Genomic DNA, 13,628 nt, shown 5'->3' with positions numbered 1-13,628 from the left:
TTATAATTATACTTGAAATATGTAAACATATTTAGTTGAAGAAAATAAAAAAACTTGAAATTAATCAAGTTTAGTAATTTAATTTAACACGTTTTTTAGTTTCAAATTGATAATCAACTGCTCATAGTTTTCCATCAGTGAATTGAAGTGGTAATCCATTTGGAACTTTGTGTTTTGCAGCATAATAAATTTTGACTCTTTTGTTATCTAAAATAACATAAGCACCCGGGTTAGATGAGAATGCTCTGATTTTATTAAATGCTTGTTCAACTGTTAAATCACTTGTTAAGAGTGCATCTTCTTTTAATAATTTTGGACTCAAAACGACTTTATCTTCATCTTGAACAATTTCCTCAAAATCACCTTTAACGTAGTCTACAAGTCATTTTGTGATATTTTCAGTAGCTAATTTTGATAATTTTACAAACAATGTATCAGATGTGTCTGTGTCTTCAATTGGAATTGAAACCATTTTAATAATGTTACCTGCATCCATTTGTTTTGTCATATACATTAATGAAAGTCCGGTTTCTTTATCTCCATAAAGAAGTGAATATTGAATAGGCGCAGCACCTCTATATTTAGGTAACAGTGAACCGTGAATATTAATTGAAGCTAATTTTGGAAGTGCTAAAACTTTTTCAGGAACATATTGACCAAAAGCACAAGTTAGTAAGATATCAAAATCTAATTCTTTAAGTTCGTCATAAATTTGTCCGATTTTTTCAGGTTGAAAAAGTCTAATGTTATATTTTTGAGCTAATAATTTTGTAGGAGTAGGTAAAAGTGCATAACCTCTATTTGCTGGTTTATCAGGTTGCGAAACAATTCCTACAACGTCAAAGTTTTTGATAACTTCTTCAAAAATAGGAACCGAGAACTCCGGTGTTCCTGCTAATAAAATTTTTGTTTTATTCATTTTTCTCCTATCCGATTGTGATTTCCTTGTAAATTAGCTCTCTCATAACTTCAACAATTTTAGTAAGCATTTGTTCGGTTAATTTAGTCGTTGATTTACTATTTTCATTAATTTCTTTTAAGTGTGTAAACATTTTTTCAGATGTAAAGTATGTTCCAAAGAAAGTAATTTTATTATTGATTGATCTTTGTTCTAAAATTTCCATAATTACTGAATCTCAGAATCAAATACTTAAGTTTTTAAGTCCAATTTCATCTAAAACTAACAAATCAACTTCACTAAGCTGTTTTTTAATAAAATCAATGTCATTTGAGTTTTTCTTATCAAATGTTCTTTTGATTTCTTGGTCTAAATCGTTTATATTGATGTAAGCAACAGTTTTGTTATCTAATGCAAAAGAGTTTGCGATTCTTGAAAGTAAATTACTTCTTTGAGATTTTCTTACTCCAGAAATTAAAAGACCCTTCATTGACAGTTCATTGTGTTCTTTTAATTTTACTTTTAACTCTTCTACATACTTGTGTAAGTCAATATAGTCATCATCATTTATAACTACATTTTCAATAACTTCATCATTAATCGGTTCACTGATGTCTGTGAAAATTAAGTGATTTTCTAATCTTAATTTTCTACCTTCATCATTATTTGCTATTTTTCTGACTAACTGCAATTTACCATTTTCATCTCTTAAAAAATAATTTCTAATAGGTAGATTTTTATCGATAGTTCTTTGTTTATAGTAATCAATTAAATGAACAAAATAATCTCAAATTTCCTTATCTGAGATATTTAATTCATCAATTAGTTGTACTAATATTTCTTTTTTCTTAATATCAGCAATAATCTGTGCAGGATCTATTTTCAAGTTTTTATCTAGAAAAATTCTTCAATCAAGATTTTGATTATTCTTTGTCATTAATTAAGTCTCCAATTAATGTTTAAGAGCATTCTTAAAAGCTTCTTTTTCATGGAAAATTTTTTGTTCTTTTTGATCTTTAAATTTTCCATCAAAATAAGTTTCGATTGTGTCAAATCTCATAAGACCTGCATTTTTAATTTCAACCATCATTGAGTTTGCATGTTTAAATCACTCGTTAGGAGTTGAAGATTTTTCTTTAGAAATATATAAAACATAGTTAATGATTTTTGAATCAGCAAATTTACTGATTCATTCATCTAATTTGTTTTCAATTTTTTCATTTCTAAAACCATATGAAATTGATTTATAGAAATCTCTTGTGCTTAATTTAATTAAAGCTTCATATTTATTTGAATACTTATATTCGTTTAATAAGCTAATAGGCTCTAACATAGAAAAATCTACTGGTGCAAAATCGGCATTTTGTTGTCTTAATTTACCTAAATTAATTAAATTGTCAACAAATTCATTATTTGGATATTGAGCTTGCTCATTCTCATTATTAAATACATCAAAGAAACTTGCTGAAACATCTTGGATGTGTGGTGTTTCAATGATGTTTGATTTTTTCAATCTATTATTAACTTTAATTTTGAAGTATGTATCACCAATTTTAGATTTCAACATTTCTGAAATTAAATGGTTATTTTTAATACCAGCTGCATTAAGTGGTTTTTGAATACTAAAGATAGTGATTTTTTGTTCATCATCTCTCAAAGTATCAATTAAACCAACGGCTTCAAGTTGTAATCTAGCTTGATTTAATCTGTTTTCGTGCATATTTAAGAATGTAGTTAGAGTTAAAAAATCATAGCTACTTCTTTTGTATTTGCTATCTTTAACAATATCTAATAAATATTGGTAAAGAAAAACAGGGTCAGCACCTAAAAATGGACCGTAAAATTCACGTAAATTACTAAGGTCCTCCATTGTTATTTCGTTAACTTTTTCAACTGCGAAATATTGATAAATCATCGGTGCTTCCTCCTGTTTTTTCTTGTGTTTGAAATTTTTGGTACTCTAATTTTACTTACTTATTTTTTTAGCTCCAAAAATTCTTTTATTTTTTCCTTACTATCTCTAATATTAATAGGGATATGCACAACCTTTTTTGACCTAAAAAAATCTTTTGTGTCTCAATTGTAGTTGTTTTGGTTGTCTAAAATTTCATTTGTGAAGTTATCCACACCCCTAATTTTTAAGAATTTTGACCTATTTTCTTCATCTATTTGCATATGATAGACCGTAGAGAAAAAGATTGAAAAATCGACTATTTTTGTATATAAAATTGGTATTTCTACAAAATCGTACTGATTTGATTTAAGGTGCTCAAAAATTACTTCAAAAACATACTTTTCAAGTATTTTTAAGTTATTTGGATTTAAACTTACCCATTGCTTAATAAACGGTTTTCAAACTTGATTATTTTTGATTAAAAAACTACCGATTTTATTGTTAATTTTGTCGATAAAATCAGTATTTTTTTCATATAAACCATCTACAAATTCATCAAGATTTAATGTTTTATAACCTAATTCTCTTGCAGTATTTAAAAAGTAAGTTTTACCAGAGCAAATTCTACCTACTATTGCTATCATAATTTAGCATACTTTCTTTTAATCTAACTAATTCAAGTTCATCAAGAATAGACATTGCATTTTGTATATTAAGTTTTAATAAGTAGTTATCTTTTGATTTATTAAAATCTGGAACATTTATATATAACTGAGCCATTTTATAACAGAATAGGCCTTGTTCATATCCGGATTCTAATTTTGTAATAATTGATTTTGTAAAATTATCAGTTCAAGTATCTTTTTGTTCATATAAATTAATGAAACTTTTGTATTTATCAAGAATACTGATAGCAGTTTTTTCTCCAATACCTTTAATACCTGGTAAGTTATCGCTGCTATCTCCTGCTAAACCTTTATAATCAGGAACTTGATTTGGATAAATTCCATATTCTTCAGGATAAATGTCTAATGTTAATAAATCAAATTTATTTTTTTTAGGTCTCTTAATAATAACTGATGTGTGTTTATCAATTAATTGATGTAAGTCTCTGTCTTTTGAAAAGATAATTTTCTCTTCTCCTTGAGCAACATTTTTAACATAAGTTCCGATTAAATCGTCAGCTTCATAACCAGTTTGCTCTTTTCAAGGAATTTCTAAAAGAGTTAACATTTCTTTAATTTTGTCCATTTGAACAAATAATTCAGATGGAGCTGAAGCTCTACCACTTTTGTATTCATCAAAAGCTTCGTGTCTGAAAGTTTTTCCCTGACTATCAAAAGCTATAAAAATGTGTGTTGGATTAAATTTGTTGAATATTTTAAGAAGTTGATGGAAGAATAAGTTGATTGCATTAGTAGGGAAACCTGTTGAAGTTCTTAAAATGTCATTAGGATTTCCATAATATGTTGCATAAAATGATTGAAAACTTAAGTAGTTTCCATCAACTAATAAATGTAAGTTTTTCTTATCCATTATCTACCTCTTTTCAATCACTAAAGTTATAAAATCCTTTGCTAATTTTGATTAAAATCAACATTTTTCTAGGTCTTGTATCATTAAGAATTTCAATAGCTCTATTATTAAAACCAAAAACTGTTACAGATTTTGTTGAATCTGTTACTGATAATCTAGGTCTACCTTTAGCATCCTTAGTCACTTTGGTTAACATAACTTCAATTCACTCATATTGATCTGTAAGCTGATCTAATGTTAATGTATTGTGTTTGTTTGAAATATTTGAATTTAAGTTATAAATGCTTCCTAATAATTGAGATTCATATTGAATTTGTTCATTTAAATCACTTGGTATGAGTTCAAATTCAATTTGCTCAATATTTTGCATTTTAATAAACTCTTGGAGTTGTTGTTTTTTGTCACCTTCAATTTTCTTATATGAAGCGACAAATAAATCATTAAGTTGCTTGCAAATGATTAGTCCATTTAATAAAGTTTGCATTCCATAAAATTCTCTAAATGCATTAGCTTTGATAAGTGTTTCAATATTTGACTCAGTTACATTTCCTAAATTTCTTAATCTAAGATACGAAACTATAAAGTTTTCGTATTGACCATTTTGATTTCTTTCTTCAAGTATTTTTTCAACAGCACTTTCACCAATTCCTTTAATCATATTGAATGGTAAATAAAGTTCATTATCAACAATTTCAACGATATTTGATGAATTGTTAATTTCGGGTGATTGAACTTTTATATCTTGTTCACTAGCTTCAACGGTGTATTTTTTGATATTTTGCTGGTCTGAAGATGAATTTGAAATTAACACTTTATAGAAAATAAGTGGATAGTTTGCTTTATAGAAAGCTAACTTATATGAAATTAATGAATAAGCAACAGCGTGAGATTTATTAAATCCATAAGCAGCGAATTTTTCAATATTTGAATAAATTCTTTCTAATAAGTCTATAGAAATATTGTTTTGCAATCCACCTTCGAAAAATTCAGCTTTATAGCTATGTAATAGCTTTTCATCTTTTTTAGAAATTGCTCTTCTAAGTAAATCAGCTTGAGCAAAAGACATATTTGCAACTTGCTGTGCAATTTGCATAATTTGCTCTTGGTAAACAATAATTCCAAATGTAGGTTTGACAATTTGGTCATATAGTGGATGAATTGTTTCGATTCTGTTTTGGTTTTGTTTATTTTTACCATATGTACCAATAAATTCCATTGGACCAGGTCTAAACAACGACACAATTGCATAGATATCATCAAATGAATCAATTTTAACTTCCTTGATTGTTCTTTGCATTCCTATTGATTCAAGTTGAAAAATTCCATTTGTATGTGTGTTATTAAGTAATTTTTTAGTTTTATCTTCTAATTGAACTGAATAACTATCTCCTATGACTTTTTCAAAAGTCTGTTCAGGTTCTAATAAATCTTCAATTTCTTTAAGAATAGTTAAGTTCTTAAGTGCTAAAAAGTCAATTTTAATAAGACCATATTTTTCTAAATGGTTTAATGTAAATTGAACTTGTTGAATTAATCCATTATTGTAAATTGTGGGAATAAGTTTATTAATTTGTTGATCACAAACAATAATACCAGCAGGGTGTGTTCCGATTTGTCTTGGTAACCCCTCAATTTTTGAAGCATACTCGTGTAAGTTAGGATATTTATCTACATATGATCTATATTTTGGATTAGTTTCATAAGCATCAACAAGACTTAAGTCAGTTGACTTAATTGCATTACAAATTTTTTCAACTTCTGAAAGTGGTACATCTAAGTATCTTGCAACATCTCTGATGCTGTTTTTTAGTGCTAAAGTTTGAAATGTCGTAATTAGAGCAACATTTTCTCCTCCATATTTATTTTTAATGTATTCTAAAACTTCATTTCTTCTGTTATCTTGAATATCAATATCAATATCAGGAAGAGAAACTCTGTCAATATTTAAGAAACGTTCAAATAGCAATCCAAATTCAAGTGGATTAATATCTGTGATTCCTAATATATAAGAAATAATTGATCCAGAAGCACTACCTCTACCAGGTCCTACTTCAATTTTATTTTTCTTAGCTCAAGCAATTGCATCTTGAATAATCAAAAAGTAGTTAATAAAACCTAATTTAGCAATAACAGAAATCTCATAATTAACTCTATTTACAACAACATCTTCACCGAATTTGTAAATAAGTTCTTTAGTTCTATCATTAATTAATAATTTTTTAAATTCTGCTGTTGCATTGTCTGAAAATTTAGCCAATTTAATTGAATTATTAGGTTTATAAACATTGCAATTTTGTGCAATGTATAAAATATTTTTATATACATCTTCGTGAAGATCTTGTCAATCTTCTTCATCTAAATATTCATTATATGTTTGAATTTCTTCGTTAATTGAACCAATTTTTTGAATAACTCTGAGGATTTCGTTATCTTCAAAATTTAAAACTTTTTTAGCTGGTGCATAGACAGTTTGATATTCAAGTGGAGTTTTATTATTTAAATAAAAATTACTTAAATATTTATCAACTTCAATACCTTTAGATCTGTGTCCTAGGTATTGATGATCAATAATGAAAATATCTGAATTATCAAGTTGATTGTATGAAACTACTTTGCCTTCAGATTTAGCATAAATAAGTTGATTAATAAAAGCATATCCATCATTGTTTTTAGCTAATACAATAACAGTAAATCCTTCTGACAAATCAAGTTCAATACCAATAAGTGGTTTGATATTAAACTTATCTTGCATATCTCAATAATATTGCAATGCATATAAGTTTTCTTTATCTGTTAAAGGTAAGAATTCTAAATTATTTTCAACTGCTAATTTAATGAGTTTTTCAACTCTGATAGCAGAGTTTAAAAATGAATATTCAGTATTTGTGTGAAGATATATTTTTTTCATATTTAAATTATATTTTTCTTTTATCAAACTAACAGAAAATAGCTGATTTTTTTTAATTGAATATATCTACTAAATTCATAAAAATTTCGTTAATCACCCTATTTTGTGACACTGTAAAAATCATTTTTTCAGTTTTAGAAGGACAATATGTAAAAAAATATAAAAAATAGAGTTTTTTATGAAAAATTACAAATAAATAAGATATTGCAACTAATAAGGAGCTATAGACATTTAAATTAAAATTAAAAGAAAATCAAAACAATTATTTTAGTAATGATGTTAAATCTAAAACTAATTACCAAATCGATAGAACAATTGAATTTCTCAATGAATTAATCGCCATTCTTAAATCTAATTAAAAAAATACAAGCAAATAATTACAGTTTCAGTTGTAATAATTGCTTGTATTTTTATTTTAATCTCTTGGAGCTAGTGTTATTTGCTCATTTTCTATCTTGTATTCATACTTTTCTGAATCAATTTTGTACTCATATTCATCAAGTTTTGGGAACTTAAGTCTAAGAATATACATAATAAGCTCATAAACCATTATCATAGCTCTAACATCATTTTCACAGTACTTTTTAAGTTCAGGAACAATGTCGTTTTCTCAATGCGAATCCCCAATTAGTTTTGCGTGTCTAATTTGCGCTTTTTCCATTGCCATAGTACCTTTTTGAATAACTAATTCTGAATAAGGTGTAATCAATGTTTTTAGTTTTAAATTGTTATGTGTGATGTATTTTTCAACTTTCTTAATACTACTAAATCTCAGTAGTTCATTAATATAACAAATTCTATCTAATGAAAATGTTTCAATATCACTATTAATTAATTTAACTAATTCTAATGTTTCATTGCTTGTATTTTCTTTAAATACAATGAAATATTTGTCTGAAATTAACCTAGATTTAAGTTCTGTTGATGTTGATTTAAAAATATCATTTAAGTCAATTGCTAAATTGTTGATTTCATTAATTGCCTGTTTGAAGTTTCCTAATGTTTCAAAATGCAAGTGAATTTGCTCTTGAATTTTTTCATTATTATTTTTGTATTCAATTTCAATTAAATTAAGAAGCTCTTTGTTTCTTGTATTTTCATATGTCTTGTTATATACAACGTAACCTTTAGCATCTTTATCGTGAATTATCTTAAACATATATATTGTTTTCGATAAATCAAAGTTTTTTGTGTCTATGACAAAGTTCTCTTTGTAAATTTCTTTACCATTTTGAGTTTTGATAACCGATACCTGGTTAACGATTTGCTGATATGATGATGTACCAGGAATAACTGGATAGATTGATGAAAAACCTTCATAGTCATATCAAACAATTACTGAATCTTTTAAGTGAATTTTAAAGATTTTATCAAGAGCCGCTTTAACATTTATTGCATTTATTTTTTCATATTTGTTAATTAGCTCAAGCACTTTATCTTCTGACTCTTTGACTATTCTACCAAATGAATAAGGTATAAAATCTTTTCCATAAAGAAATGCTCTAATAACTAATTTATCAGGTGACTTGAATACATCTGTAGGTATATTAATAAGAGAACTGTTTGAAATCTTTGAGTTTTTGTATGCATTTATGAAATCATTTAAACTATTCATTAATTCAAAATTATCTTCAGCATCTTTGCTAAAACAATATCTAAATAAGTTGTAATCAATATTAGATAATTCGGGTGCTAAATAATAAGAATTGATGATTTTGTCAATGTAACTATCAAATGGTTCATAGTAAACATATGACTCAGGTGAACTTCCTCTCTTGTCTTTTGTAAGAAAAACACCATTTGATTTTTCAATTAATGAATTAACTGATTTATAGATATCATGAGTTTCTTTTATTTGGTCTATGAATTCACTAAATATCTTAATTGCATTAGGTATTGTTACAAATTCTTCTAAATTAAGACCTAAACTTCTATCGCAATAATATCCTCTTTTAGCACTCAAAATAAAGGAATTTGAATTTTTTGTAAAGTTATTTAAGTAGTCTTGTTCGTTTCACGAATCATACAATACAAGTGTTCCTGATTTTAACAATCCGTGTTCGATTGGAGTGAATAAATTATAAAAATCATCTTCGCTCATTCAATCTAATTTATCAGATTTATTACTTGGTTTTGAAGGAGATTTTATCTTTGTCATTACTGAAAAGACTTCATAAAAATCAATCTTGTCTTTTTGTGTTAATCTAAGTTTATTAACAAATGGATTAATAATAATTTCGCTAATAGATTCAAGAGGAATATTTGATTTCTTTAGTACGTTGTAGTTGTAAAAGTTTTTTTGATATAAATCTTTCTTAGCTTTATCAACATATGATAAACCTACATATTTTTTAAGTTGTTTATCATATATAAGTGATGATGAAGTTAAATAAAATACATCATTTTGATTCTCGATTTTATAAGCAAATACAGGTTCAATAATTACTTTGATTTTGTCATCATTTAAGTAATTAAGAGTTTGCTGTAATTTGACTTCTAAATTATCAATTTGCTTAATATAACCAACTTCATTTGGTTTATAGTTGTGTTTATTTAAATATCAGTTGTATGCATCCAATTTAAATTGCAAGAATTCAGAAACGTTAACTTTAATAAATTCAACTTGTTCGCTGTTTTCTTGTTTTGCAAAAATTGAATCTAATTCGTGTAAGAAATTATTGCTTCAAACAAGTTTATCTGAATTTGTATCTAGTTCCATTTGCAAGCTTTGTTCAGACATAAATTCAGACACTTTATTTGCATCAATTGCATTTTCTCCAGATTCGTCCTCATCATCATCTAATTCATCAATATTGCCGAATTTAATATTGCTCAAATAATCATCAATTGATACATTATATTTATCAAAATAAGCTGATTGTTTAATTCAATCAACTAAATTATTTGAATGAAAAATAAGTAAAGGATTTTTGAAAAAAACCTTTAGAAAGTTGTTTGCAGTTATCTTAATAATGTTTTTTTGCTCCATAATTTACACCCCTTATTTTGATTATATCAAGTTGTCAATATTTGATTGTAACTTCTGTGTTTGAACCATAGGGATAAATAAAAATATCACCAGAAGAATCTCTGGTAATATTGAATTATTTATCATTTTTTAAAGTATTCTTGAACTTTTTGATATTAAGAATATCCTTGAATTTGTTAAAGAAGTTTTGGAAGATTGAGAACACTCTTTTCTTAGTTTCATATCTATTTGATGAATTTGCTCCACGTGGAAATAATGGTGCTTTGATAGCTGAATCCAAGCCTTGTCCATCAAATTTTAAGCTTCCACTTTCAAGTGAGTTAAGAATGTATTCTTTAGCTTGCTCACCTTGAATGTTTTGGCTATTAATAATTGTGTTAATTTCTTGTCCAGCTCTTTGATGAACGAATTTTTCTCATTCTTCTCAAGTGTTGATTTCAATTTCATTTTCAGTAGCAGTCTTTGAAATATCTTGAATATTGTATTGGTCAATGAATTCTAAAATAAGATCCTTTTTGTTTCTGAGAGAAGTACTTGATTGTGCAAGTTTACCAACTTCTTTTTTAACTTTTTCAGTATCTGTTTTTTGAGCAAATCTAGTTGCAATTAATCTAATGATGTATTCAACATTAATTTCATCTTGTTGAACTAATTCGATTTCAAAGACAATATCATTGATGATATTTTCTTTGTAAACGTCATTCTTTTCTTTGTCCTTAAATTCATTTCAAATATTTAAGTAGTGAGATTGATAATCTTGCAAGTCTCTGTCAGGAATAATTTTATTAGCATCTTGTTGGAATTCATCAAACACCATTAATGTATTCTTACATTTTAAGATTTTTCCAAATAACTTAGCAAATTCTTTCTTCTTACTTTCAGGGAAGTATTCGATTCTTTGGTCTAAATTCTCAAGTGGGAATTTTTCTTTTATTTCATTAACATAGTCAACGTAACCCTTAACGTGCACACCTGTTTTCTCATTAGTTTCACCATTTAAGTAGAAGTTATAATCTCTAAATAAAGCTGTATTAGAAGCTTCTTTATCGTTAAGAGCAAATAATGCAATAGCATCTTGAACTTCTTTTCTTAAATCTCTAAAGCAAACTATGTTTCCACATACTTTAACAGAGTTTAAAATTCTGTTTGTTCTTGAAAATGCTTGAATTAAACGGTGATATTCAAGTTTTCTATCAACTCATAAAGTATTTAATGTAGGTGAGTCAAATCCAGTTAAGAACATATCAACAACTATTAAGATATCAATATCTTTGTTTTTCATTCTTAATGAAACATCTTTATAGTAGTTAGCAAACCCTTCGGCACCATCTAATGAGAAGTTAGTTTTGAACATTTGATTATAATCATCCATAGCTTGTGCTAAGAATTCTTTATCAGTTGAATCATAGGTTACGTTTGTAGGGATATCAATATCTTCTTCCTCGAAAACTCCTGATTCAGGATCTGGATTAGGTGCATATGTGAATATTGTTGCAATTCTTAAATTTCTATGTTGCTCTGCTAATTGTTTTTTGAATTCAAGGTAGTATTTTTTAGCCATCAAGATATTTTCAACTGTAAAAATAGAGTTGAAACCTTGAAGTTTTGTATCAACTTTTATTTCTTTAGCAGTGTTATCCTTGCTTTTAACCATTTCATCATAGTTAACTAATTTAGAAAATGAGTAACCATCTTTTGCTCTGGTTTTTCTATCAAAGTTTTCAAGAATGTACTGAACATTCATTGCGACTCTTTTGTCTGATTCCTTGATACTTTTCTTATCGATTCCATATATTTTCTTATCTTCGATACCAGAAGCAGATTTAAATGTATTCAAGAAATCAACTTTAAATTTAAGAACATTATGGTCTCTAATACCATCTAAAATTGTGTAAGTATGAAGTTGGTCTTTGAATATATCAGTTGTCAGCATTTGACCATTTGTTGTGTTTGCGTTTTCAACAAATATAGGAGTTCCAGTAAATCCAAATAAGAAGTATTTTTTGAACTTGTTAACAATTCTTTTATGCATCTTACCGAATTGTGAACGGTGGCATTCATCAAAGATGAAGACAACTTTTTTATCATATATAGCTGATTTAGGTGTTTTTTCAATAAATTTTGAAAGTTTTTGAATTGTTGTGACTAAGATTTTAGATCTTTCATCTTCAACAGTTTCATTTTCAAGCACTTGACTTAAAATGTTTGTCGATTGTACACCTTTAACGCTTCCTTTTTCAAAACGGTTATATTCATTAATTGTTTGGAAGTCTAAGTCTCTTCTGTCTACAACGAAGATAACTTTTTCAATGTCATCTAATTCTTTTGCTAATTCAGCGGTCTTAAATGATGTAAGTGTCTTACCTGAACCGGTAGTATGTCACACATATCCAGTTGCATCTTTTTTACCTCAGTTGCCTAATGAAGACATCATTTTAATTTTTGAAATGATTGCTTCAGTAGCTGCAATTTGATATGGACGCATTACTAATAGTTGTTCATTTGAATCAAAGACACAATATTTAGTAAGAATATTTAATAATGTGTGTCTTGAAAAGAATGTTCTAGTAAAGTCAATAAGATCAGTTATTTTTCTATTCTTACCATCTGCTCAATATGATGTATATTGGAATGATTGTTTACTTTTCTTAACAGCTGAACCGGATTTGTTTGATGAAGTTTTTAAATCCCTAGTTGTATTTGAGTAGTATTTTGTTTCAGTTCCATTACTAATAACAAAGATTTGAATAAATTCAAAGAAACCTTCATCAGATCAGAAGCTTTCACTTTGGTATCTTTCAATTTGATTGAAAGCTTCTCTGATGTCTACACCTCTTCTCTTAAGTTCAACGTGAACTAAAGGAAGACCATTTACTAAAATAGTTACATCATATCTATTTTTATATTTACCGTGGTCAGCTTCATATTGATTAATCACTTGAAGTATGTTGCTTTGTGGATTTTTAAAGTCAATTAATCTAATGTTTTTAGTCTGAGATTCACCATTAGATAATTCTCTTTTAAGTGGGATAATGTTATTTTTTTGAATAATTTCAGTTTTCTTTTTAATACCTTTACCTTCTCCTGAAATTTCAGAAAGAATATGTTTTCATTCACTATCTGTAAAAGTAACTTGATTTAATCTTTCAAGTTGCTTTCTAATGTTATTTTTAAGTTCTTCTGAATTTTTGATTTGAATATACTCATAACCTTGACTAGTTAGAAGATTAATAAACTCTTTTTCTAAATCAGCTTCTGACTGATAATTTGTAGGTCTTTGTCTTTGTTTTTCAAAATCAAACTCAGCAATAACTGTGTTTTCAGGAGTATGTAATATTGCATGATTTTCTTTTGCCATAGTAAATCCACCTTTTTATTTGTTGTTATATGTTGCTTATATTAG

8 protein-coding genes are annotated in these 13,628 nt (G+C 26.9%); all 8 read right to left on the bottom strand.

Annotation, left to right across the window (positions count from 1 at the left end; genetic code table 4):
* Positions 1-70 precede the first annotated feature (70 nt).
* Positions 71-919 carry a methionyl-tRNA formyltransferase gene (gene fmt, locus VBM88_RS00240; RefSeq protein WP_323176555.1) on the bottom strand — a complete coding sequence of 283 codons (849 nt, stop codon included), beginning with the start codon at positions 917-919 and terminating at the stop codon, positions 71-73.
* A 7-nt stretch (positions 920-926) separates the two neighbouring features.
* Positions 927-1,835: a hypothetical protein gene (locus VBM88_RS00235; protein WP_323680155.1), complete on the bottom strand. Its 909-nt coding sequence runs from the start codon at positions 1,833-1,835 to the stop codon at positions 927-929.
* Between the two features lie 15 nt (positions 1,836-1,850).
* Positions 1,851-2,813, bottom strand: coding sequence for a hypothetical protein (locus VBM88_RS00230; RefSeq protein ID WP_323176557.1), 963 nt, complete (start codon positions 2,811-2,813; stop codon positions 1,851-1,853).
* Between the two features lie 59 nt (positions 2,814-2,872).
* Complete coding sequence (locus VBM88_RS00225) at positions 2,873-3,436, bottom strand: hypothetical protein (protein ID WP_323680154.1); 564 nt, start codon at positions 3,434-3,436, stop codon at positions 2,873-2,875.
* Positions 3,417-4,328 carry a 5'-3' exonuclease gene (locus tag VBM88_RS00220; protein ID WP_323680153.1) on the bottom strand — a complete coding sequence of 304 codons (912 nt, stop codon included), beginning with the start codon at positions 4,326-4,328 and terminating at the stop codon, positions 3,417-3,419. Before VBM88_RS00220 ends, VBM88_RS00225 begins: the two co-directional genes overlap by 20 nt.
* Complete coding sequence (gene dnaE, locus VBM88_RS00215) at positions 4,321-7,236, bottom strand: DNA polymerase III subunit alpha (protein WP_323680152.1); 2,916 nt, start codon at positions 7,234-7,236, stop codon at positions 4,321-4,323. The genes VBM88_RS00220 and dnaE overlap by 8 nt, the downstream gene beginning before the upstream one ends.
* Positions 7,237-7,651: 415 nt before the next feature.
* Entirely contained in the window at positions 7,652-10,225 is a 2,574-nt protein-coding gene (locus VBM88_RS00210) for a UU173 family protein (RefSeq protein ID WP_323680151.1), read from the bottom strand.
* Between the two features lie 115 nt (positions 10,226-10,340).
* Positions 10,341-13,583 carry a type I restriction endonuclease subunit R gene (locus VBM88_RS00205; protein WP_323680150.1) on the bottom strand — a complete coding sequence of 1,081 codons (3,243 nt, stop codon included), beginning with the start codon at positions 13,581-13,583 and terminating at the stop codon, positions 10,341-10,343.
* Positions 13,584-13,628: the final 45 nt, after the last annotated feature.

Source organism: Mycoplasma sp. 1232 (assembly GCF_034863345.1).
In the GTDB taxonomy this organism is placed as follows: Bacteria; Bacillota_I; Bacilli_A; order Mycoplasmatales; family Metamycoplasmataceae; genus Mycoplasmopsis.
The sequence above is the reverse complement of the archived record's forward strand: the minus strand, read 5'-3'. Positions and strand labels throughout refer to the sequence as shown.